Source organism: Roseovarius sp. JB2-10 (assembly GCF_055693585.1).
Genome location: NZ_CM146337.1, coordinates 3,015,449 through 3,040,617 on the forward strand (window position 1 = coordinate 3,015,449; position 25,169 = coordinate 3,040,617).

At 60.1% G+C, this 25,169-nt stretch carries 14 protein-coding genes, 1 tRNA gene and 1 pseudogene; 6 read left to right on the plus strand and 10 right to left on the minus strand.

Annotated elements, in window-relative coordinates; genetic code table 11:
- Window positions 1-110: 110 nt before the first annotated feature.
- From ACZ1HJ_RS15125 to ACZ1HJ_RS15170, 10 genes and pseudogenes are all read right to left on the minus strand, one after another.
- Window positions 111-3,569 carry a translocation/assembly module TamB domain-containing protein gene (locus tag ACZ1HJ_RS15125; RefSeq protein WP_472719480.1) on the minus strand — a complete coding sequence of 1,153 codons (3,459 nt, stop codon included), beginning with the start codon at window positions 3,567-3,569 and terminating at the stop codon, window positions 111-113.
- Complete coding sequence (locus ACZ1HJ_RS15130) at window positions 3,569-5,368, minus strand: autotransporter assembly complex protein TamA (protein WP_472719481.1); 1,800 nt, start codon at window positions 5,366-5,368, stop codon at window positions 3,569-3,571. The genes ACZ1HJ_RS15125 and ACZ1HJ_RS15130 overlap by 1 nt, the downstream gene beginning before the upstream one ends.
- Window positions 5,369-5,541: 173 nt before the next feature.
- Window positions 5,542-5,631, minus strand: a tRNA-Ser gene (locus ACZ1HJ_RS15135).
- A gap of 91 nt (window positions 5,632-5,722) precedes the next feature.
- Window positions 5,723-8,057 (minus strand): annotated as a pseudogene (locus tag ACZ1HJ_RS15140) (DUF3772 domain-containing protein).
- Between the two features lie 88 nt (window positions 8,058-8,145).
- A complete protein-coding gene (locus ACZ1HJ_RS15145; RefSeq protein ID WP_472719482.1) occupies window positions 8,146-9,180 on the minus strand; it encodes a cysteine synthase A in 1,035 nt (344 codons plus the stop codon).
- A 55-nt stretch (window positions 9,181-9,235) separates the two neighbouring features.
- The gene (locus ACZ1HJ_RS15150) at window positions 9,236-10,375 is read right to left on the minus strand and encodes an NUDIX domain-containing protein (protein WP_472719483.1); all 1,140 of its coding nucleotides are present in this window, start codon (window positions 10,373-10,375) and stop codon (window positions 9,236-9,238) included.
- Between the two features lie 4 nt (window positions 10,376-10,379).
- A complete protein-coding gene (locus tag ACZ1HJ_RS15155; protein ID WP_472719484.1) occupies window positions 10,380-10,838 on the minus strand; it encodes a TrgA family protein in 459 nt (152 codons plus the stop codon).
- Window positions 10,839-12,047, minus strand: coding sequence for a class I SAM-dependent methyltransferase (locus ACZ1HJ_RS15160; protein WP_472719485.1), 1,209 nt, complete (start codon window positions 12,045-12,047; stop codon window positions 10,839-10,841). It lies immediately after the preceding gene.
- Between the two features lie 72 nt (window positions 12,048-12,119).
- Entirely contained in the window at window positions 12,120-13,541 is a 1,422-nt protein-coding gene (locus ACZ1HJ_RS15165) for a cryptochrome/photolyase family protein (protein ID WP_472719486.1), read from the minus strand.
- 55 nt (window positions 13,542-13,596) lie between these two features.
- A complete protein-coding gene (locus ACZ1HJ_RS15170; RefSeq protein WP_472719487.1) occupies window positions 13,597-14,820 on the minus strand; it encodes an aminotransferase class V-fold PLP-dependent enzyme in 1,224 nt (407 codons plus the stop codon).
- Window positions 14,821-15,175: 355 nt separating this feature from the next.
- Here ACZ1HJ_RS15170 and ACZ1HJ_RS15175 point away from each other — a divergent pair, with 355 nt between their 5' ends.
- The 6 genes from ACZ1HJ_RS15175 to ACZ1HJ_RS15200 all read left to right on the plus strand — a co-directional run bounded on the left by ACZ1HJ_RS15175 (window position 15,176) and on the right by ACZ1HJ_RS15200 (window position 25,168).
- Window positions 15,176-16,999 carry a BCCT family transporter gene (locus ACZ1HJ_RS15175; protein WP_472719488.1) on the plus strand — a complete coding sequence of 608 codons (1,824 nt, stop codon included), beginning with the start codon at window positions 15,176-15,178 and terminating at the stop codon, window positions 16,997-16,999.
- Window positions 17,000-17,297: 298 nt separating this feature from the next.
- Window positions 17,298-19,085, plus strand: a complete 1,788-nt coding sequence (locus ACZ1HJ_RS15180) for a trypsin-like serine peptidase (RefSeq protein WP_472719489.1) — start codon at window positions 17,298-17,300, stop codon at window positions 19,083-19,085.
- On the plus strand, window positions 19,082-21,268 hold the full coding sequence (locus ACZ1HJ_RS15185) for an ATP-binding protein (protein WP_472719490.1): 2,187 nt from the start codon (window positions 19,082-19,084) through the stop codon (window positions 21,266-21,268). Before ACZ1HJ_RS15180 ends, ACZ1HJ_RS15185 begins: the two co-directional genes overlap by 4 nt.
- Window positions 21,249-22,112, plus strand: coding sequence for a hypothetical protein (locus tag ACZ1HJ_RS15190; RefSeq protein WP_472719491.1), 864 nt, complete (start codon window positions 21,249-21,251; stop codon window positions 22,110-22,112). Before ACZ1HJ_RS15185 ends, ACZ1HJ_RS15190 begins: the two co-directional genes overlap by 20 nt.
- A 19-nt stretch (window positions 22,113-22,131) precedes the next feature.
- On the plus strand, window positions 22,132-24,099 hold the full coding sequence (locus ACZ1HJ_RS15195; protein WP_472719492.1) for a DNA/RNA non-specific endonuclease: 1,968 nt from the start codon (window positions 22,132-22,134) through the stop codon (window positions 24,097-24,099).
- Between the two features lie 79 nt (window positions 24,100-24,178).
- Window positions 24,179-25,168 carry an NAD(P)H-binding protein gene (locus ACZ1HJ_RS15200; protein ID WP_472719493.1) on the plus strand — a complete coding sequence of 330 codons (990 nt, stop codon included), beginning with the start codon at window positions 24,179-24,181 and terminating at the stop codon, window positions 25,166-25,168.
- Window position 25,169: the final 1 nt, after the last annotated feature.

Consider the following 25,169-nt stretch of genomic DNA (forward strand, 5'->3'; position numbering starts at 1 on the left):
ATGCCGGTTTTTGCCGACCGGTTCAGTGTTGTCAGGAAAAATGCATTTTGCAAACTAAATTTTTAGTAGACAGCACCGGGGGCGCTGAACGGAAGCACAGCATCGCCGACTCAGTAGTCCTTCTCAAAGAAGATGCCGACGCCCGTTCCCCCGTCCGACCCCAATTGCCCGCGCAATTTGGTGCGTCGTGACAGATCGATATTCAGGTTGATCTCGGTGTTGTTCTGATCGCCGATCTGAACATCGGTGTAGACATTGTCACTGATGTATTTGCCAACACCCACAGTGGTGCCGCCTTCGCCATCTGTGCCGACGCTGAAATCATCCAGCCCTGTATTCTGCCGGATGCGTTCCGCGAGGCTGGTGCCTTCGCGCCCCGCAAGTGTAGCCACGGCGGAGGCCAGTTGTAATGCCTGAAACGCCGATAGTGAGCTGATATCACGGCCAAAAAGCAACCGGGCCAAAACTTCGTCTTCGGGCAAAGATGGGTCAGAGGTGAACCGGACTTCCGGCGCATCCGCCCGCCCTTCGATGATAATACGTACCTCGGTATCGTCATCACTTGTGGTACTGGCCACCAGCCGCAGATTGGGCACAAAATCACCTTGCAGTCGGGCCCGTCCCTCGTCCAGCACCAGACGCTTGCCGAGGATATCGAGCCGGCCCCGGATCAACTCAAACCCGCCAATCGGGATGATCGCGGCCGTCGTACCCGTCACCTGAAACCGGCCACCCAGTTCAGCATCAAGGCCCCGGCCCCGCACAAAAACCTGATTATCCGCCGCGATCAGGATGTTCAGGCCAATCGCAATTCCACCGCCCGAGCCAGACCCTGTCGCCTGCTCCAAGAGCCCGGCCCGCGCTCGCGTTTTTCGCACGCCCCGGGGTTCATTGACATGGGTGATCTGCGGGATCGCACCGCCCCCCAACCCGCTGGAGGGCACGCGGATTTCTGTCCGCCCTAGGTTGATCCGCCCCGCAATGTTCAGATTGTTGGGCGCTGTGCCCGACACGTTCAACAGTCCCTGCGCCGTGGTTTCAAAAAGCGCCGGGTCGCGTAGCGTGGCATTCTGGATTTGAACGGTCAGATTGGTGGCAAACGGCGCCTGCGTGCCCAATGTCCCGTTCACTTGCAAGCGGCCGCCTGTTGCAAGGCTGGCGCCGGTATTGATCGACGCGCGTCCCCCGGCCAGATCGACCTCTGCGTTGATATCTGTCAGCGCGTTCTGCAAATCCGGAAGCGACAGGCGCGCGCCTGATGTGCTGAGCCGGCCGGACACCGAGCCCGGTTCAAGCGGTCCGTCAAGGCGCAAATCAAACGTTGCCGTGCCCTGTGCTGCGGTCGGCGACAATCGCCGGTTGGCCAGCGCCAAGGGCAAGGTGCCATTGATGTCCAGTGCGGCACGTGTGGCATCCGCCTGCACCTGCCCGTCAATCGCAAAGGTGCTGCCGCCAGGCCCCTGCCCGCTGGTGTCCACGGTCCAGTTTTCGCCCACCTGCTGCGCGGTCGCCGTGAAACTCGCCCGCCCCGGCAGGTCCGGGATCAGCGCGGCAACGTTGCCAATCTCTCCGGTCAGATCGACCTTGGGGCCGCCCTCCGCTGGCAGGCTCAGCTGCCCTGCAGCGCGCGATTGGTAGGGGCCCGTTCCATCCAGATCGACCACCCAACCGGCATCGTCCTCCACGGCGTTGCCCGACACGTCAACCGGACCTGCGATACCCTCCACAAAGCGCGCGAGGGTGTCCAGCTCCGCCTGAAAGTCGAAGGATTTGCCGTCACTGGTCACTGTACCGGATGCCTGCGCCGATCCCGCAGCGGCCTTGACCGTGGCATCGCGCAGGGTCAATCCGTTTTCATCCCGCTTGGCAGATATCATCAGGGTGCTGTCGCCGGTCAGCGCACCATCAACCTTGTCGATCCCTACGCCCAAATCCGTGCCCGTGGCGTCCAAAACCAGATCAAACGCCCCGGTCAGCAATGCGGCTTGCCCCGACAGGCGCGCGTCGACACGTCCGGCCAGCGGTTGCCCCGCAAGATCAGAAAGACGTGTCAGATCCGCGATTTGCGCCGTGAGCACCCCATCAAAACGCCCTGCTGTCTCTAGCCCTTTGATCTGCCCCGTTGCCGCGAGGGACAGACCGTCGCCCGCTAGGGTCACATCGCGCAGCTCCACCGGCTGGTCCTCCCGCCAGGAGATATCACCGCCCAGAGAAAACGCATCCCCAAGGGCGCGCGACAATGCGGCATCCGCAAGCTGCAATCCGCGCGCCATCCCGTCGATACGCGCATCCACTTCGGAGCCATCGCCGCCCTTGATCACGCCGCGCGCGCTGATCTGCGCCGCTTCCAGCGTCAAATCGGACCGCTCGACATCCTTCAGGTTCGCCACCAATCGCCAGGCATCGCCCTCGGCCACATCGTAGCCCGCCGATATCTCCGCACGTCGCACCCGCGTGTCGGGGCCGGATGAAGGCAATAGAACCAAACCGTTATCCGGGTCCGCGATCACGCCCTCCAACGCAAAGCGTTCGGGCATGCCGTCGGCGGCCACATCCAGCGCGCCCTCCAGTTTCAGGGACGCCGCGGCAAGCTTCAGGTTTTCCAGTGACACCCGCCCATCCGGGAAGAGCCGCACCAAGGATTGCAGCCCCACATCCGGGCCAAAGAACGGCCTGTATTTCGGCGCAAAAAGCGGTGCCAGATCACCTGCAATATCCACCAGAATGATCCGCGGCAGATCGGGGGTTTCGCCTTCTTCTGCCGTCGGGTTGCCTTCACTACTTACGATACTTACGATTTGCGTGCTGACAAGACCGGTCAAACGGTCCTCCCCGTCGCTGCGCAACGCCACCTCGGCCACAAATTCGTCAATCGGTGCGTCCCCTTTGACGCTCAGATTCAAAGCGGGCTTGCCGGGCAGGTTCAGAAGCGTTGCCGTGATCCCGTCTGCGGCTTCGTCCAGCGTTAAATCCAGCGCCAGTTCCCGGCTGGTGTTTGCATAGCTGGCCTCGAGGTTGAACGCGCCGCGTGGACCTTCCAGACGCTCAATCGAAAGGGCCGCCTGCCCCTGCCCGCCTTCCAATGTCAGCGATCCCTCAATGCCAAGAACAACCGCCTGACCGATGATGCTTTCAGCCAGCTTGACCTCATCAATCGCCAGCGACGTGATATCGATGCTGACCGGAAGATCAGGGAGCGAGAAACTCCCCGCAGCCTCCGGTGATGTCTCCGCCTCGGAAACCGGCATCCGGACCACATCGATCTGCCGCGCGGAGATTTGCGTGATCTCGATCTCGCCGCGCAGAATGGCGGCGCGGTTCCAATCCAGCACTGCATCCGACAGGGTCACCCAAACGCCCTGATCATCCGCCACGCTCAGGCGCTCCATCCGCACGGTCGAACTCAACGCGCCGCTGAAACCATCGATGCGCACCTCACGGCCCAACCCCGACAATGCCTCTTCCAGATAGCGTGTGATCCGGCCCTTGTCCTCGGAGGACGTCTGATCCTGCGCCAGCGCGGCAAACGCCCCGGCAATCACGAATGTCACGATCAAGATCAGCCGCATCAGAAGGCCTGCCCTATGCCGATGTAGAACTCAAAGCCGGAGGTGTTCGGCCCGCTGACCGGAACTGCCACATCCAACCGGATCGGGCCGAAATCGGTTTTGTAGCGCACACCCAATCCGACCCCGCTATGCACATCGCCCGTGTCATCCGGCGTGCTGTTTTCACCAATGTACCCGATATCGTAAAACGCAACACCGCCCAGACGGGCAGTCAGCGGAAATCGGACTTCACCGGCAAAGCCCACAAAGGACCGCCCGCCAATTTCGGCCAGCCCGCGCCGGATCGACAGCGATTGAAACGATTGCCCGCGAACCGTACCGCTGCCCCCGGACAGGAACAGCAAATCCGATGGTGTACCCGCCAGCGAAGAGCCGATGATACTGCCGAATTGCAACCGACCGGCCAGAACGATATCGCCGCCGCCGACCCGCTGATAACCGCGTGCATCCAGATACGCACGGCCACCGCTTTCGCTGCCATTGATGCCCAGATACGGCAATCCTTCGGCGGCCAGATAAAACCCTTCGGTTGCGTCCAGCTCATCATCGCGCTTGTCCCAGGTGATCGACAAAGGCAGCGCAATATGGCTGAAAGTTCGGCTGCCCAGATCATCGCGGACGTCCGAAAACCGGTAGGCCAGACCAATCCGCCCCTCAAGCTCGTCCGAATAGTAATGCGATATGCCCGCCTCGACGTTGATCTTTTCCGAAAAGAAAAGCGGCTCGTCGCGTTGCTCAAGCTCCAACAGCCCATAAAGATCCGTGTCGGAGTCAAAGGTTGATGGTCGCAAAATGCTGGCGCGCACCGTTGTGTCGACCCCTTCGGTATCGCCGCCCAGTCCGGAAACCTCGGTTTCGAACCGGAAGCGTTCGGCACCTCCAAACAGGTTTCTGTGCAGCCAGAAGCCCGACAAGGTAAGCCCTTCAACCGATTCAACCTCGGCACCAAAGCCAAAACGCCGCGGCTTGGCATCGACCAGATCCAGCTCGATATCCAATGTATCACCCGGACCCAGGTTTTCCGCCTCGCGCAGGGTGACGGAACTGAACGCGCCGGCACGCCGCAGTCTTTTGACCGCGCGATCAAGCTCATTGGGATCAAAGGGCTTGCCCCGTGGAATGCCCGCAATCCGGCGGATGCGCCTCTCGCGCACAGCGCTTGGGTTGGGCACATTCACCTTGCCAAACGTCACCGCCGGGCCGGTTTCCAGCGCCAGACGCACATGCAACCGGGCATCTTTATGATTGGCGGTGATCTCCTGCCGTTTGATCCGGGCTTTGGCATAGCTGAGGTCCCGCCAGCCATCGATCCCGGCCTGGGCTGCATCGCTGATGACCCCAAGGCGCGCGGGCTGTCCGGTGGCAAATCCTTCGGGGATCACCGTATCGGGCGAGACCGGGCCTAAGCGCGCCGTCCCTAGCGTAAAGGACGGCCCTGTGTCGATCAGGACAGACACCTGCCGGACGGAACGTAACCGGGCCAGCGGTTCGATTGTCGCGGCCTCCCGGCCATCCACCAGGATCTTGATGACCGGTCCAAAGTACCCCCGGTTATAAAGCGCCGTAACCAGATTTCCGTAATCCGCCTGAGCCGCAGCAAGGATATCGAGCGGGGCCTGAACCCCCTCTTCCTGTGCGGTCATCACCAGCGAGCGTTGCGACAGGCCAGCACGCAGGTCTTCATCCACACGGGTCAGTTGCAACTGCGCTTCAAACGCCGCGACGGGCGTCGTCAGCCCCAAAAGGGCGATCACAAAAACCCGCAGCACCCGCAACACAATCCTCAACTTGTCAATCATCGGCAGACCGATCCGGCAGTCACATCGCCCCCCTGGACCCGGCGCATCTGCGGCCCGGGTTTCAACTCAGATTGAACGTAGGCCATGCCCCCGGGATCGTCCATGGCGAAACCTTAATCGTGATCCAAAAGAGCGATGTTGCGCTGTTGATCGGCACGTCAGGGTTTGGGTGATGGCGGAGCGACAGGGATTCGAACCCTGGAGACGGTCTCCCGCCTACACACTTTCCAGGCGTGCGCCTTCGACCACTCGGCCACCGCTCCGTTGCGGCGCTGTGTAGCGCGAGTGTCTTGGCCTGCGCAAGAGCGGAATGCACCGGGACAGCCCTGTGCGATATCGCTGCGGCATTCCGCGCTATTCGTCCGCCGGATCACCATCGGGCACACGTGGCGCCTGATCAGGGTTGGGCGACGGTGCAGATGGCACCTCTTTCGGAGCCGCTGGCGCCGTGCCACTGCCCTGCAAAGCCTCGGGATTGCGCAGCCAGACATCGCGCTGTGCAAACGGAATTTCAATGTTCAGCTCGGTGAACTTCTGAGCGATTTCGTGGTTCATGTCCGAATGAACGCTCATCATCCAGTTCACATCGCGCAGGATCGCCCGGATCTCAAAATCAAGCGAATCCGCGCCAAACCCGCGAAACAGCACCGCGGGCGGCGGATTGGCCAGAACCATCGGATGCGCCTCGGCCACGTCGCGCAAAACCTGTTCGACCAGTTTCGTATCGGTTCCGTAGGCCACTCCAACCGGGACGATCACCCGCCCGACGGTGTTGCCCCGGGTGTAGTTGGTCACCGTGCCGCTCACCAGATCCGCGTTGGGCACAATCACATCGGAGCGATCGAAGGTTTCGATGGTGGTCGAGCGCACGGAAATATCGCGCACATAGCCATGCATGCCGCCTACTTCGATCCAGTCGCCCTCGGAAATCGGGCGTTCGATCAGCAAGATGATTCCCGATACGAAATTCGAGACGATGTTCTGCAGGCCAAAACCGATACCGACCGAAAGGGCACCCGCAACAATCGCCAGCGAACTGAGGTCAATTCCGGCACTTGTGATCGCAATCAGGGCCGACAGGAATATCCCGACATACCCGACCCCTGCGGTGATCGCGTTGCGCCCGCCTGTGTCGAGTTTCGTCTTGGGAAGAATGGTATTTTTCAACGTACCCTGAAGCGCACGTGTCAGGATGTAGCCGATGGCAAACACAATGGCCAAGGTCAGGAAAATCGTTGGCGATATGCGCACACCGCCCAGATCAACCCCTTCGGTGAACTGAGTCCAAAGCTCGGTCAGGTCCGCCACGCGCGCGCCCCAGATCAGGGCAAAGAACGGCGCCGACATCAGCACAAGGACAAATCCGATCAGCACCGGAATGAGCGAGATCCGATACCCCTTCGCCCTTGCCGCTCAGCAGGACGTAAACCTCGTTCACCAACCGTTGCAGAACCAGCAGAACCGCGACCAGCATCAGCGAGAAGAGCGAGGGCAGCATCAACGATTGTGCGGCTTTGAAATACCCGATCGCTGCCAGCACCGGCGCGATGATGGCCAGCGCGACGATGGCGCGCGACATAAGGCGCAAAAGGCGCCCTCGATAGGTCTCACTTTCTTCCGCTTCGGCGCTCGACCTTGCATGCGACATCAGCAGGCGCGCCACCCGGATCAGCAGCAGTGACGAGATCACCATGACCGGGAACAACACGACATTGGTCGCAGCCTCGGACCAGTCGGCGTAATCAGAAACCTGTTGCAGGATGAAGAACGCGGCGATCACCATGCCAAGCGAGGCACCGTAAAGCCGCCCCGAGCGCCGTTCCTGCTCATCCAGATGAGACAAGGGTGACCTCAGCTGGATCGACGGGAAAATCCGCATCGAAAGCCACCGCGCCAGCAGGTAAATGAAGGCCGCCGGGATCAGCGCCTCAAGAAAGAGCGTCCCGCGGACACCCACAAGGCCGGTGGTAAAGGCCGCTTCCGTCAGCGCATACATGCCAGCGAGCGGTAGGATCAATGCCCCGAACGAGGCCACAAACGCCGTGACCCATCGCCCGGCACCTGCGGTCATATCCTTCTTTTCGCACAGCACATACCGCACCAGCCGGTTGGTCCAGATGCGCCCCCGTGCGATCAGCAATATGCCGATGACCAGCCATATCAGAACCGCAGGTGTTGCCGCCTTGGCCTCGGATTTCTGGAACGGGTCGCGCCACGCATCCACAACTTCGCTGCGGACAAGGTCAAAGGCGGAATAAAGACCGGCCATCCCCGCCAGCCAATGGGTCGGATTGAGCGGCGACGGGCCAAAATCCAGCAATTCTTCGGTCTGGCGTTCGCGGATAATGCCATCAATGCCCGCCACCATGCCGTCCGCGCGCGTATGCGCCAGCTCTGCGCGCTTAACCGGCGCCTGCAAATCCGACAATCGGCTGTTGAGCTCTTGTCGCTGCGAGGCAATGTCCGACGCTTCTGCGCCATCTTCTGGGGCCGGGCCAATGGAATTCAGCTGCGCCCGGACCGACGCAATAGCCGCGCTGTTGATGCTCTGCGCGTCCAAAAACTGCTGCCGCCAACCAACGATTTCGTTGCGCAATTCCTCAAGTGCGGTGTTCGACGCGCGTTCAGCCTCAATCGCGCGCTCGGTGAAGCTCGCGACATTCTCCCACTCGGTGTAATCCGGCGTCATATTCGTCGGTTGCGCCGATACCGGATTCACCCCAAACAGCGCTGACGCCAGCACCAGCGATACGATCAGGAAAAAGATCTTAGAGCGCTCATGCGTCTTCAAATACGCCAGGAATGGAGCGTGGCGAGCCTTCGAGCCAATCGGGAACAGGCAGGCCCTTGCCCCGCAGGAATTCCGGATTGAAGAGTTTCGATGTGTACCGCGTACCATAGTCACACAGCACGGTGACAATCGTGTGCCCCGGGCCTAATTCACGCGCCATCCGCATGGCACCCGCGATGTTGATGCCTGACGAGCCGCCCAGGCACAAACCTTCCTCGCGCAGCAGGTCAAACACAATCGGCAGCGCCTCATCATCCGGGATCTGCCACGACATATCGGGCGTGAACCCCTCAAGGTTGGCGGTGATCCGGCCCTGCCCGATTCCCTCGGTGATCGAGCCACCCTCCGCCGCGGCCGCACCATCCCGAAAGAGCGTGTACATGCCCGATCCCATCGGATCTGAAAGCGCCACCTTGACGCCCTTGGGCTGCAGCGCAGCCCCTACGCCCGCCAAAGTACCGCCAGAGCCCACGGCACAGACAAACCCGTCCACTTTGCCATCGGTCTGCGCCCAGATTTCGGGACCGGTCATCTCGATATGCGCCTGCCGGTTGGCCACATTGTCAAATTGATTGGCCCAGATCGCGCCATTGGGATCTTCGGCGGCCATCTTTTCGGCCAAACGGCCGGAATAGCGCACATAATTGTTCGGGTTCTTGTACGGCGCCGCCGGAACCTGCACCAGCTCGGCACCCGCCAGCTGGATCATATCTTTCTTTTCCTGGCTTTGGGTTTCAGGGATCACAATCACCGTTTTGAACCCCATCGATGCGCCGACCATCGCCAGACCGATGCCCGTGTTGCCCGCCGTCCCCTCAACAATCGTGCCACCGGGGCGCAGGTCACCGCGCGCCACCGCGTCGCGGATAATATAGAGCGCCGCGCGGTCTTTGACCGATTGACCGGGGTTCAGGAATTCGCATTTGCCCAAAATGGTGCAGCCGGTCTCTTCGCTGGCTCGTCTCAGCTTGATCAGCGGCGTGTTGCCAATGGCCGCGGCCAGATCCTGTGCGTATTGCATTGCGGGCTGCTCCTGTCTTTGCGCCCCCAAGGTGTATGTCTTGGCGGGGTCAACTTCAAGCGCCTCCTCCGGCATCTGCACGCAATCGGTCACGTTCCCGTTGCAGCCACAAAAGGCTCAGGATTAATGGCCCGTTGGCCGCCTCGCCAGACGGGATCAGCGCCATTGCACGATCAAAGGGCAAAACATGCGTGCGGATGTCCTCATCTTCGCTGATCAACCCGCCCTGCCCGGTCGTAACCTCGGGCAGATCACACAAACCCAGATAACAATGGAAATACTCTGTCGAGCATCCAAGAGAACAATAATAACTGGCAATATGCATCAACCGATCAAGCGCCAGACCTGCCTCTTCGATGCATTCCCGCCGGGCGGTTTTTTCCGGTGTCTCACCCGGATCAACCCGTCCTGCGACCGGCTCCAGCATCCAAGGATAGGGATCGCCACGCCCAAACGGCCCCATACGAAACTGCTCCACCAACAAAACCCGGTCGCGCACCGGATCATAGGGCAGCACAATCGCGGCATCCGTTGCGACAAAAACCTCACGGTCGACGATCGGGCTCATGCCACCGGCAAAGGTCGGGTGTTTCAACGCATAGCGCCGCGTCAGGAAAAACCCGGCATGGCTGTTTTCCTTGCTTAAAACGTCAACATGATCCGCGTGGTTGTCGCTGCGTACCTCCCGCGGCACGCCCTGGGCTGCTGCAACGCGCGCCGCGGCCCGCACAAGGATCATTGGCATCATCTGGTGAATTCGGTTCTCCGGGACCTTGCCAAGATGCTCCAGAATTTCCTGAACCGCAAAGGTGAAAATCTGACTCCATTTTTTCTGCCACTCTGCGCCGTGCCAGACGTGATCGACCTTGGTCTCATCACTCGACGGGACAAATACGGCGGCCTCGCATGCCCCCTCTGCCACCCGAACGGACATGGCTTGCGGGCGACACCCAAGAGCAGCTGCGACATAGCTGAGTTGCTCGACGATCGTTTGGGAGGGCGCGTGAAGCAGCAGACCATCAACCTCTCCCTCACCCGTCATCACCATCGGGAAAGACGTCATTTCATCCCCGGCAAGCACATGACCGGTCAAAACGGCTGTCGAAGTATCTGACGCGCTATCGGGGTTTTGGGGTTGGAACAGGTCCAGAATGGGCGGCCATGCCAGCGGGCCATATAAGAAGATCGGCGTCACAAACTCACGACCAGCGGCGTGAGGCCCATTCCGCCACGACACCGGACAAAATGCCGCCCACAACCAAGGTCACAATCAGATTGGTGTCGATCAGGGATGAGCCAAAATCGACCGCTATCTCAAAAATGGCGATGATGCCTTCCACAGGGCCCTGATAGCGGCTTTGCAAGGCCAGCTTCAGCATTTCGTTGAAGCTCTGAAGAAACAGCGCCCAGAATATCAGCGCGGCCATGCCCGTGAGGCCTGCGCTGAAAGACTCCACATAGGTGCGTCCCACACGTTTGCCGATCACAAACCAGCCGCACAACATACCAAGGGCAAGGTTTGCCCAGTTGAAATAGCCAAAATCGGTCCCGTCCGGCATCAAGGGCCGTATCAAATCCGAAGCGTACCATGCGACCGCACCCAAACAGATGGCGGCGGCCATCTTGGCGGCGGTGGGCATGTTGTCGGTGACCGGCATCTATTCTGGCCTCGCTACTGTGATCTGGACTACATCGCAATTACCGCTTTGGAAGGCTCCCGCACAAGAGGTCAGATAAAAATTCCACATCCGGCGGAATCTGTCGTCAAATCCCATATGGGCAATTTCGTCCCATTTTTGATTGAACGTCTGATGCCAGCGCCGCAGCGTCTGACTGTAACTTTCGCCGAATTTCACGGTTTTCGACACGCACAGACCGGCGCGTTCAATCTCGGATTTCAGCACGCTCGGACAGGGCAGCATCCCCCCCGGAAAAATGTATTTCTGGATGAAATCTACCCCCCGCCGATAGACCTTCCAGCGCCGATCCTCGACCGTGATGATCTGCAGCGTGGCCTGTGCACCGGGCCGCAGTCTTTCGCGCAGCGTATCGAAATAAGCTGGCCAGTATTGCTCTCCCACGGCCTCGAACATTTCGATGCTGGCGATGCCATCATAGGTGCCCTGTTCATCACGGTAGTCCTGAAGGCGGAACTCGACCATGTCTGAAAGATTATTATTTTCAATACGTTCCCGTGCATACTTCAACTGTTCTTCGCTGATCGTAAGCCCCGTGACCCGCAACCCATGTTCCCGCGCCGCATATTCAGCGAACCCACCCCAGCCACATCCGATTTCCAGAACGTGATCGCCGGGTTTCACGCCCATCTGATCGATCATGCTGGCGTATTTTGCGATCTGCGCGTTTTCCAGACTTTCCTGCCCGGTTTCAAAAAGCGCACTGGAATAAGTCATCGTGTCATCCAGCCACAGACCGTAGAATTCATTGCCCAGGTCATAGTGATGGCTGATGTTTTTGCGCGCCTGCCGCCGATTGTTGCGATTCATCCAATAGCGCAGTTTTTCGTAGCCCCGGACCAGAAACATGCCGGGAAATCCGTCGTACAGCACTTCGTTGTCGTGATGCACAAAATCCATAAGTGCCTGCAAATCTGGTGTGCTCCACCAGCCTTCCAGATAGGCATCACACAGCCCCAGGTCGCCTTCACGGATCAATCTGGCGAAACAATCGGGGTTCTCGACCACCATTTCAGCAACCGGTCCGGGCTGCGCACCTTCGGCCCGAAAAACGCGACCATCAGACAAAACAAAGTCCAATCGGCCATGGTTGATTTTGCATGCAATGTCATAGACCCGCGCGAAATATCGCGGCAGGCCGCTCTGGCCGGTCGTATCGGTCAGGATCATTCCCTCATCCCTGTCTTTTTTCGCCTACGCTAGGGGGTCGGGGTTGGTGTCGGCAAGGGTTTTTGTGACAGATCAGAAGTCGCGCGCGCCATATGCATCCAGCGCGCGTTGTCGGCCCGCGGCCAACTCGACCACAGGTTGCGGATAGGCATCTTTGGGTGACAGCTCCCACCGTTTGGGGACCGCGTCGAAATAGGCCAAAGCCGTACGCGACGGGGTGGCCTGACCTTCGGCAAGCCACCGGTGCACATAGTCTCCCTTGGGGTCGAATTTCTGTAGCTGCGTGTCAGGATTGAAAATCCGGAAATAGGGTGATGCATCCGGCCCGCATCCGGCCGTCCATTGCCAGCCCATCGCATTGGATGCCGGATCCCAATCGGTCAGGCAATATTCGAACCATTTCTGTCCGATCCGCCAATGGGCCATCAGATGCTTGGTCAGATAGCTCGCCACGATCATGCGCGCGCGGTTGTGCATCTTGCCGGTGACATACATTTCACGCATGGCCGCATCGACAAACCGCACGCCCGTGCGCCCCTGCTTCCACGCCACCAAGTGGGGGTGGTCCTCATCGGTTTGCCAGGGAAACCTTGACCACCCGTCGCGCCAGTTATCCTCCAGGATATGCGGCGTATGGAACATCAGATGATAGGCAAATTCGCGCCAGACCAGCTCCTTGAGCCATGTTTCCGCGCCTGCGGACCCCTGATGCAGCGCGCTCAACCCCGAGTGCCAGCATTGCCGGGGCGACACTTCGCCAAGGGCAAGGTATTCCGACATGCCGGATGTACCATCCACACCGGGCAGGTCACGCGCCTCGTTATAGGTATGAATGCCCTCAAACGCGAACCAGCTCAACCGGTCCAGCGCCGACGCCTCACCGGGCCGCTGCCAGCCGCCCACCACCGGCAGGCCGCGCCGCATGTCCGCCCCCATGTGCCAGGTCTCCAACCGGTCACTTTTGGGCCAAACCTCAGGCGCAGGGATATCACTGGGCGCGGCGTCGGGTGCCGGAACGTCGCGATCTTTGACAGCACGCCACATCGGCGAATAGACCCGGTAAAACCCGCCCTGCTGGGTCTCGACCGTCCAGGGCTCGAACAACAGATGGCTGTTGAAGCTTTCCGCATCCAGTCCATCATCACGCAGCATTTTCTTGACGGCCGTATCGCGCGCGATCGATTGCGGATCATAAAGCCGACTCCAGTAAACGGCACCTGCGCCGGTCTCGGTGCACAGCTGCTTCAGAACATCCGCCGCCTCGCCCTTGCGCAGGATCAGACGGCTGCCCTTCGCCTCTAGCGCCTCTGCAAAAACCTTGAGCGACAGTCCTAGGCGCCATTTTGGCGCCGCCCCCAACGCCTCGACATCCGCGTCATGGATAAAAACCGGGATCACCGGCCCGCCTCGGGCACAGGCCGCCAGAAGCGCCGGATGATCGCTCAGCCGCAGGTCACGGCGCAGCCATAGAAGTGTCGGTGTGGTGGTGTTCATGCCCGGCCTCTTGGTTTGATCTCAAATCATAGGGCAGCAATGCCGTCTGACCAGTTCACAAAACGTCATCCAATGCATTGAGAAGCTGATCCACTTCGGCCTGTGTCGTGTAGTGCACAAAGCTCAGGCGCAGAACGCCCTTTTCCGGATCCACGCCCATCGAGGTCAACGGTCGCGCACCGTAGAAATCACCGCCACCGGCCATCACGCCATGGGCGGCCAGTTTTGCGGCCGTCTCTTCACCGGAATGGGTCAACTCCACCGCAACAGTCGGTGCTTTGACAGCAGCATCCGCGGGTCCAATCAGGCGGACAGAATTTCGCGCGCTCAGATAATCCAGCAAGGGCTGCAAAAGCTGCGTTTCATGTGCGCGCATCATGGTGTGGACACCCGCGGTGCGTGCCGCAGGGGCGCCGTCGATCCCATGATGGCTGGCCAGGGTGTCATAGTAATCTGCCATCCCGGCGGACGCCGCCACCTGTGCGTGATCCGGACCCGCGGGCGTGAACCGCTTGTACAGACTATCCGCGTTGAACCAATGCGCCTGATTGGGAAGAAGCTGGCCGAGTTCCCGGCGCATAACCATGATCCCCTGATGTGGGCCGTAGGTTTTGTAGGCCGAAAAGAGATAGATATCAGGGCCCATATCGCCCACATTCACAAACCCATGCGGCGCGTAGGAGACACCGTCGACACACACAAACGCCCCGGCGGCATGGGCGGCAGCGGTGATTTCCACAATCGGATTGAGCGCCCCCACAATATTCGAACAATGCGGAAAACATACCAGCCGCACGTTTTCGTCGAGCAGGTTTTCCAGATCGGCCACGTTGAGCAGCCCGGTCTCGGTATCGATCTTCCATTCGCGGATTTCGATGCCGTCATCGGCCAGTCGCCGCCATGGGCCTGAATTGGCCTCGTGATCCTGATCGGTAACGATGATCGCCTGCCCCGGTGACATCCACTGGCGCACGGCCTGCGACAACACATAGGTGTTTTGGGTGGTGGACGGGCCAAAGCTCAATTCATCATTGGCAACCCCCAACATCGCGGCCAGACGGGTGCGGGCTTCATCCATTTCTTCCCCGGCCAGACGGCTGGCTGTGTAGGGCGCATAGGGTTGCACCTTGCGCTGCCGATAGTAGCGTTCCAACCGTTCGATCACTGGCAGGCAGGTATAAGACCCGCCCGCGTTTTCAAAAAAGGCCTGACCCTGCAGGGATGGCTCCGAAAACGCGGGAAACTGCGCGCGCACAAAATCAATGTCCAACTGAGCCACGATGATCCCTCCAACCCCAATATGTCCGAGCGCCAGACAACAGGAAAAAGGCAAGCCGTGCAACATCGCTTTGCAAGTGATTCGTTTCTTGCACCGTTGCGAACCAGGGTTTCAGAGGCGCTTATTTTAATTCAAGTTTGCTTGAATTTGAAACCCTTAAATAAGCGAACCTGTAGCAAAAGGGGTCGCTTATGGACATCCCGTTGCCGCAAATGCCCCCCTTTGTCGCGTGTTCTTCGTGAGAGACTCGTGCGTATGGGAGGCCTTAACAGGCATAGGGTGGTGATTAAGCACGTGTTTCTTACGTAGATCCGGTTGAGTTTCCCATTTCGCGAAACGAAAACAGGGACAAATCATGTCAATCAATCCTCCATTTACGGATGTTGAGATCAAGAAGCAGCCGGAAGGGTTCTATAAAGACAACAGCCTTCCCATTGCTCTGATCTCCAAAGGCATCATGGTGGCGCTCGTTCTATGGGCGCTCGTGTTTCCTGCAAATGCCAATGGCACCCTCGGGAGCCTGAACGGCCAATTGCTGGAAATCTTCAATCAATTCTACATCGTCATTGTCGGCTTCTTTGCCTTCTTCCTGCTGGTCGTGGCGATCCTGCCGCAATCGGGCCGCAAGGTGATGGGCACACCGGGTGAGGCACCGGAATTCTCGAACTTCTCCTGGTTCTCGATGATGTTCGGCGCCGGTCTGGGCGTGGGTCTGATGGTTTTTGCCACCGCGGAACCTCTGGGTCTCTGGGGATCCAACCCCGTGGTCGTCGCAGGCGAAGTTACCGGTAGCACCGAAGAGGCCGTCAAATCGGCCTACCGCTACGTCTTTGCCCATTACGGTTTCCACGCCTGGTCGATCTACGTGGTCACGGGCCTGAGCCTGGCCTACTACGCCTACACGCGCGACATGCCGCTGACGATCCGCTCTGCGCTGACCCCGCTTCTGGGCAGTGCCGTGAACGGCCCGATCGGCCATATCGTTGACGTTCTGGGTGTGGTTGCCACCATCCTCGGCGTGTCGGTCACCATCGGCTTTGGCGTGAGCCAGTTCATCGACGGTGTCTATGCGATCACCGGTGTGGAATGGATCATGGATATGGGCGGCGAAGTGCCAACACCGTCCAAAGCAGGCCTGATTGCCGGTCTTCTGGCGATCATGACCATGTCGATCATCTCGGCGGTGTCGGGTGTGGGACGGGGCGTTAAATACCTGTCGAACCTCAACCTGGTTCTGTCGCTGATCCTGCTCTTCACCTTCGTCTTCTTCGGCTCGTTCGTCTTTGCGATGACAACCTATGGCTCGGCGCTGGTGGACTATATCATCAACTTCTTCTCGCTGAGCTTTGGCGCCTATGGCCCACAATCGGCCGCCGACTTTGCCGCCGCTCTGCCAGAGGCCGCCAAGCCACTGGCCGCGGATCTGATGGCAGGCGCCACTGGCCCATGGGGCAGCTTCGACAGCTTCAAATCCGGCCTTGAAGGTGCGGCAGCGGAGCTTGATGAAGAAACCCTTATGGCGGTTTATGCCGCAGGCAATGATGGTCGTCAGTTCGGATGGCAATCTGCCTGGACCACCTTCTACTGGGCATGGTGGATCGCGTTCTCACCCTTTGTTGGCCTCTTCCTGGCCCGCATCTCCAAGGGGCGCACCGTGCGTGAATTCATCATCGGTTGCGTGCTGGCCCCGGCCCTCGTCTGCTTTGCCTGGATGACCATCCTGGGCGGCACGGCGATTGATCTGGAACTCAGCGGCGCGGCAGAAGGCGCCATTTCCGGTGCATCACAAACCAACCAGCTCTTTGCGACATTGGGTGTGATGATTGAAGGCGGGCTCCTCTCGGGTCTGACCATCATGTGCGTGGTTCTGATCATGACCTTCCTGGTGACATCGGCTGACTCGGGCATCCTTGTGATGAACACGATCATGTCCGGCGGCAGCCAGGAAACAGGCGTCAAGCACCGCATCATCTGGGGTATCATCCTGACCCTCGTGATCGGCACGCTGATCCTGGCGGCGGGAGACAACAACCCGATGGACGCGCTGAAAAACGCGATGATCATCGGCGCGCTTCCCTTCACCATGGTCATGGGTCTGATGTGTGTCGCCCTGGCCAAAGCGCTCTACCGGGACGGTAAGCGTGAGAAGCTGGGCGTGGCGGAACAGCCCGCGGAATAATCCGCATCCCTTTGTAAATCACTGAAACGGCGCCGCACCCCGCGGCGCCGTTTTTCATTCGACAGTTGGGTCTTTTACAACTCTCTGCCTGCAGTTGAATTCTAACGCTTTGGATTCGCGCGATTTATGGCTATCATTAACCATTGGTTTTTTTACGATTTAGATTTCAGGAGCTTTATTATGTCACTCGACGCCCGTTTTGCGTCTCGTTTTTCAACGATGTGCCCGTCCCGAAACCCGGCACACCCCCCGCAGTTCAGAACGCCAATGGCGGGCTGACGGTCGGACGCGCGCACCCATGTCCCGTCTTCTCCCCGCGTCTCTGCTTGAACCACTTGTTCAGGAAAATCCTGCTCTGGTGGATCAGGTGCTGGAAACCATCTACAACGGCTGGCCCTTTCCGCATACGCTCGAAACACTGGCCGATACCGGTCTCATTCGCGGACGCTCCACCGCAGAAGTCTTGGCGGGAACGCTGGAGAATGATGAGGTCGACCAGCAATTCCTGTCGATCCTGCGCGCACGCGGCATCGACCTCATTCCCGAAAACGGGTTCGTCCCACCCATTTTCGACGATGTCGAAAATGACACCGTCGATCCCGATGCCCTGGCAACGTTCAACAATTCCGCGCGCACCGGACGGTGCCGGATTGTGGTCGGCGATACGGTCAAGGGCAGTGGTGGCCTGATTTCGCGCCGCCTTGTGCTGACGGCGGCACATGTCATCCGCGACGCCCTTGCCCCCTCCTCCGGCCTGCGCAATCAGGCGCCCCGGCTGATGGTGCGCACCGCGGATGGCAAGGATTATCCGGCCTGGCATATCTTTGTCTCCCCGGTGCATGAGAATGAGTTGCAGAACAAACCCGCGCCCGACGATGCCTATGACAGTCACGCCGATGTGGCCCTGCTCAGGATCTACAAACCACTGGGCCGGCGTCACAAATTTGGCCATTTCGACATGCAAAAACCACCGCCCAAGGCCCCGGGCACTCACCGGCTCTGGCTGGTGCATTTCCCCGAAGGCAAGGACACCGGGTATTCCATCGGGCGCTACAAACGGAAAGAGGCCCGGGTCATGTACCTGCCGCATGACGCTGAAACCAACGGCGGCTCATCCGGGGGGCCCGCATTTGACGGTGATTTCACCTATATCGGTCACCATCAAGGGGCACTTGGGCGCGACGGGCGCATCGTCCCGTTTGACAGATACGCCGAGAATGGTGATTTCAAAAACATTCTGAGCGGTGACCGCGCGCCTGATTACCTCTGGTCCATCGATGAAAGCATAGACAGTCACATGATCATCGGGCGCGAACCGTTTTTTGACGCCCTGACCGCCATCACCGAAGACACCGCCAAGGCGCTGCGGGGCATCTGGGTTCGGCGCATGGACACCACCCAGGAAGCAGGCATGTCGTTCAGCTACAAAATTCTGAACGCCTATTTGCAGGCCCATGACAGCCGCACAGAAACCCATCGGATTTCCACCGATCTGCTCAGCGACGACCTGTTGGGGGATGTGGCGCGACAGGTTCTGGGCCAATCGGGCGCGCCGCAGGCGGCATCCGGCGTCGGCCGGGGCGAAACCAGTCTTGCCGCCACCGACAAGGACCGCGCCAAGACACTGGCCAACGCGTTGCAACGGCGCGCGGGCGACCGCGACCAGACCCATTGGTACTATTTCGACAATCCGCCTTCCGGCCTGTCCCGCAACGCCCAGGTTCAGATGGAACATCTGGTGGCCGAACTTCTGACCCGCCCCAACCTGCGCATCGTTCTGGCCGGTTTCGAGACCTTCAGCCTGGTGGATCGCCAGTTTGAAACCATCATGGAGGCGCGCGAGCACGGTCCCCCCGGCCTCTTCACTGAATTCATTGGCGAATTCACCCGCGATGACCTGCACCAGACCGTGTCGGCCATGAACGATGATCTGGGCCTCGGCTGGAACGACATGGTCGTCGATCACGTGATCACCATCGCGCTTGCGGATTTCAGCTCCATCGCCGGGGCCTACCCGGCAGATATTGCCTCGAATGTGGCTGAACGGCTGCGCAGCCACGTGCGGTTGATGGAGGGAATACGTTGATCCCGATTTCCGACCAGCTCACCACGCTGTACGACCGCGCGCGCCTCTACGCGGCGTTGCATGACGGGTTTCGCCCGGTGGATGCGCTGATCTGGGCCAATCACGGCACCCCGCCGGACGACACGCAGAGCATTGCGCGTGTCTTGTCGATGCTGCGCCCGGATTGTGCCAAACTGCCGGCCCAGCATCCGGACCCGCCGCTCTGGTCCATGCGTCCGGCCCCACGGCGCAAAATCCTGTCATCTGACCTGCTTCAGAAAACGCCGGATACGAATTTCAACACACCCATCTGCGACGCTCTCAAAGGCAAGGGGCGTTATGCCCCTGCGCGGTTGGATGAGGCACTGGCGACATGTGATGACCCCAAAACGCTGGCGGCCATCGTTGGTACGCTGGACCGCGCCGGACCGCGCGCAAAGGGGCACAAAAAGCTGGTTGCATTGCGCGGGTTGCTCAACCGTCTGCGCTCGGAGAACCGCACCGACGCGATCCTGAGTGACGGGTTTGTCGGGCGTAAGGCCGAATTGGCCCGTCTGGCGAAATGGATCGCCGCACCACAGGTCAAGCCACCGCTCAAGGCGCTCTATATTTCCGGCATGGCCGGGATCGGCAAATCGTTTCTGATGGAACAGGCCATTCAAAACGCCCGGCTGGCGCATTTGCCGATTTTTGTACGGCTCGATTTCGACCGGTCCGGTCTGAACGTTCTGGACCGCGAAAGCTTCATCGATGAAATCTCGCGCCAGGTTGGGGATGGCCTGCCCGAGATGGCCAAGACCCTGCGGGAACTGCGGCTCAAAATCGCGGGCAAGGATGCGCCCGTGACTGACAGTAGCCAGACCGAACCGCAAGAAACCCTGATCGACACATTGGCGCGCGCCGTACGGGCCTCGGGGCGCAGCCTTCTGATTGTGCTTGATACGCTCGAAGTCCTGCGCAGCACCGGAGAGACACGGATCGAGGCACTCTTTGAAAAGCTCGATCTTCTGGCGCAGGCGGGCATCGACAAAATCACCATTATCGCCGCCGGGCGCGGCAACGCACTGGAACCGGCCCCGGCACGCATGCACGGCAAACCGATGCGTCTCACGGGCCTTTCTGACTATGCCTCAAAGCGGTTCCTGAGTGCGCGCGGGGTGCCAGAGGCGCATTGGCCAGACGTCTTGACCCTGGCGCGTGGCAATCCGCTCTTTCTGCTGCTGGCCACCAAGGCGGTGGCCGAAGACGGCTTCGATCAGAGCAGTTTACCCAAGGACGCCACCGACGAAACCGTCGGCGGCTACCTGTACCGTGCAATCCTGTCGCGCCTGCCCGACCCGTTGCGCTCCGTCGCCACCGAGGCGCTTTTACTCAACGCGGTCACGCCGGATATCCTGCTCAAGGTGGTCGCCCCTGTTGTGGCACCAAAGCTGAGCCCGGCAGAGGCCAGCGAGGCGTTTGACATCCTCAAGACACAAGACTGGCTGGTGATGGCCGAACCCGGCGCGGACCAGGCCCATCACCGCCTCGACGTGCGCCGTGCCTTCCTGCCCCTGATCTACGCCGGCGATCCGGACGGGGCCGCGAAGGTCAATCAAAAGGCAGCCGATTGGTTCAAAGGCCGTGACGCGTTTGAACATCTCTACCACCAGCTGCAACTGGTGCGTGCGGGCCATCCGCTGCCCCCGATACGCACCGATCTCGCCCTGCGTTTTGATGAGTTTATGCTGGAGGAGTTGCCCGAAGAGGCCCGCGATGCCGTGCGTCACGCCCAGGGGCGGCGATCGGATTTTGGCCGTGCAGGGCAATCTGCGATTGCGGCGCAAAACGATGCCCGCGCGGTCACAGACCTCGATTTGCTCCTCAAAAAGGGCGATCTGCGCGAGGCCGGGTTCGTGATCCGTCACGCGTTGCAGGCAAGCCCCGATCCCGACAGTCCGGTTGCCCGATTGATGCTGTGTTACAATTGGTTGACCGGTCGCTGGTCCGCCGCACGCAAGCTTCTGTCCGCGCTACCAGACACAGCGTTGGAAGAGGCAGTGGTCGAGACACCCTTGCTGCAAGGCCGTGTTCTGCTGGAAATCCATGCGGAATACCATTTCGATGCGCTTGTCACCCGCCTTCAGGACCGGGCATTTCTGCGGGCGGCATTGACCTGCCACCACGAGATCCGCCCGGATCGGCATGGCCGCATCCGCGCTTGATTTTGCCTTGATCTGCGCGCTGGCCGAAACCGCCAAACCTGCGCAATTGTCTCTAGCGCGCGGCATTCTGGCCCATAACGGGCTGGTTGACTGGCAGGCGCAGGAACGGGCGCGCGAAATGGTGTTGGCCAAACGAACGCGCCATGGGTTGACCTCGCGCAGTCTCTCGGCCCCGTCCCACGCAGTTGGTCTTGCAGGCCTCTCGCCCTTTGGCCCCCGAATTCGCGCCTTTCTGGATGCACAGCACAGCACCCGACCGGCAGAGTGGCTTCAGGCGGCTCATGCCCTGCCCCGGGATGCCGCCGATCACTACAGCCCCAGACTGGGCGCCGTGATGTCCGCCCTGCCCCCGCGGTTCTTGACCGCAGCAGATGTTGCCACAGGGTTTGACGTCCTGGGGCTCACCGCCGAATGGGCCACCGGTTTTGCCACGTTTTCCCCAATTCCGGATTTTCCCAGCCTTGCTCGTGCCGCCGACAGATGGCGCCGGGTGGCCGCCGGTGAGTGGTGCTGGGGCGAAACCCGCCCGCCCTATTGGGTCGGCACCAAGGGCCATGCCGACCGCGTCACATTGGACCGCGCCAAACGGATTGCCGCTGGTGGTGATCCGGTCGAAGACGCCCGCGCGCAACTGCTCTTTTGGGCGACCCCGCTGCGCAGCCCGCAAGAAGCATGGCACGCGCTCGACAAACGGTTTGGCAAAAGGCTCGGGGCAACCCCAACCAATGACACACTAAGCCCGACACTGGATCACCTAATCAACGCGGATATCCCGCCCCTTCTGGCCGCGCCGCTTGCGGTCATGGCGCATTTCAACACGCTGCCAGACACCAACATCACATGACTTTCTGAAGGACAGACCAATGACAAATCACAGCACGCAGGAGAGCATCGCAAATCTGGGCCGGATGTCCCAGGACGGCACCTTTGACAAGGTGCTCGACAGCCTGTCCGCCGGCTCACCGGTGCTGGAGGAGATGAACCTGACACCAGACCGATTGAAGGCCGCCCTGAAAGCCCCTGCCGACGGTCTGGAATCCGCGGGCATGGTGCCCGGCGAACTGGAAGCAATTATCGAAATCGTCGGCCGCCCACCTTTGGTGGTGCAAAACGACAAGGTGATGGGCAAAACCACGTTGGGTGCGTTTTTCCCCGACAATATTGCGGGCAAGGTCACGCGGATTGAAAAATTCCTGCCCTCGATTGGCCGGATCGAATTTATCAACCATGATCGCACATGGGGCGGCACGGGTTGGGTGATCGAAGACGCGCAGGATCATGTACTGGTCGTGACCAACCGGCACGTGGCCAAATTTGTCGCCAGACGGAATTTCCGCGGTGAGGCCGTTTACGGGCGCGGACCCGGTAACATTCTATTTGGCGCGCAGGTCGATTTCGTTGAAGAGGTTGGCGTGGACCCGGATCCGACGCGGATTTTTGCCATCGAAGAATTCACCTATCTGGCCGATGACATTTCCGCTGACGTGGCCATCGGGCGAATTGCAAAGACCGCGGACATGGGCAGCATCGCTGCCCTGCCGCTCGCCGATGGCGATGGAGAAAACGGCGAAATGGTCGCTCTGGTCGGCTACCCGGCATACGATTCTCGCAACGAATTGAAGCACATGGATGCGTATTTCAAAGGTCTCTACGACGTGAAACGCTTTTCACCCGGCTACCTGACCACAGCGCATCAACTGGGCATTTTGGGTCATGATTGTACCAGTCTGGGCGGCAATTCAGGCTCACCCCTGATCAGTCTGGACAGAGGTGCGGTGCTGGGCCTGCACTTTGCCGGGCGTTACGGCGTGGGCAACAGCGCCGTGCGCGCCAGCACGCTCAAGGCCATTCTGGCGGGTCAGACCCATACCCATGCGGTGGCCGCATTGACCGGTCAGGATGCCACCGAGTCCGCCGACAAAACACACGACCCCGACTTTTTCGCCGGTCGCACGGGCTATGATCCGGCGTTTTTGGAGGGCACGCATGTTCCGCTGCCTGTTCTGCCGGATGATCTGGAACTGGCCGCGCCGTCGGACGCCACATGCGACAATCCGCATGAACTGCGCTACCAGCACTTCGGCATTCTCTACAGTGCGCGCAACAAGGGCCCTGCCGTCGCGGCTTTCAATCTGGATGGCAGCCAGTTTCGCGCCATCAAGCGCCACAACCGAAGCTGGTTTCACGATCTGCGCATCCCCCGCGACATCCAGTTGGACCGCGAAGATTACGGCCACGCACGCATTGACCGGGGTCATTTGGTGCGCCGTCTGGCCACCAACTGGGGCACCGAAGAAGAGGCGCGCCGCTCGAACCTCGACAGCTATCACTATACCAATGCCAGCCCGCAACATGCCTCATTCAACCGTTCCCGGTCGCTCTGGCTGGGGTTGGAGGATTACATCCTCAACAGCACCCGAACCCATGGGTTCCGCGCAAGTGTTTTCACAGGCCCTATCTATACCCGCGAGGATCCGGAATTGGGGAATACCGGCGCGCCTTTGCCCGCACATTACTGGAAGGTGGTCGCGATGCTGGCCGATAACGCCGATGGCAGCACCGGCCTGCACGCCACGGCCTATATGCTCAGCCAGGGACAACTGATCCAGAAAATGCTGCAGGACGACGGATTGGTGGAATCCACCGAAGGGTTCGAGTTTGGCGACTTCAAGACCTTTCAACTGCGCATCGCGGATTTGGAGGCAGTGACGGGATACAGTTTCGGCGCATTAAACGAACACGATCCGCTGGACGCACTGGCGCAATCCGAGGCCGCGCTGAGCGCCAAGCCGGTGATCGAACTGGATGCGTTGATGCAACTGGTGATCTAACCCGCAGGTCGCACCCCACCCTTTGCAATAGGCAGGCAATCGGCTTTAGTGGCGCGACTGACGCAACTGGAATGTCCGAATGCCCGAACTGCCAATCTCAACGCCCCCACGTCACGTGCTGATGATCGGCGGCACCGGCACGGCGGGTCAGGCCACAACCCGTGCATTGCTGGCCGCCGGGCACCGGGTGACATGCGCGGTGCGCAGTGCGGCTACCAAACCCGCCGCGTTGCCAACGGACGTTGATCTGCGTCATTGCGATGTGACGGATCCCACTTGCCTCAAACGCGATGTTTTTGCGGGCGACAGCTATGATGCGGTGGTATCGTGTCTGGCCTCCCGCACCGGTCTCGCCCGCGACGCTGAGGCGGTGGACTACACGGCGCATTCCCGGATTTTGACCGCTGCGCAGGAGGCCCGCGTTCCGCACATGGTGCTCCTGTCGGCCATCTGCGTGCAAAAGCCAGAACTGCCTTTTCAAATTGCCAAACTGAAATTCGAAGAAGAACTCATCGCCTCGGGCCTCACCTATTCCATCGTCCGACCCACCGCGTTTTTCAAATCACTTTCGGGCCAGATTGAACGGGTCCGGTCCGGCAAGCCCTTTGTCATGTTTGGCGATGGCGATCTGACACGCTGCAAACCGATCAGCGATGGCGATCTGGGCCGTTTCATTGCCAGTTGCCTGACCGACCCGGACCGCCAAAACCGCATCCTGCCCATTGGCGGGCCGGGCCCTGCGATCACACCACGCGAACAAGCGCAGATGTTGTTTGATCTCACAGGGCAAACGCCGCGGTTCAAACGGATGCCGATTGCTGCGATGAACGCGATCATAGCGGGGCTCAGCCTTCTGGGCCGGGTCCATAAAGGGGCCGCAGACAAGGCGGAACTGGCACGGATCGGACGTTATTACGGCACGCAATCCATGCTACTTTGGAACCCGGAAACCGGCGGGTATGACGCGGATGCCACCCCGTCCTTTGGCACCGAGACTTTGCGGGATTACTATGCCGACGTTCTGTTGGGCAAGATCAGCGTTGATCTGGGGGATCACGCCGTATTCTAAG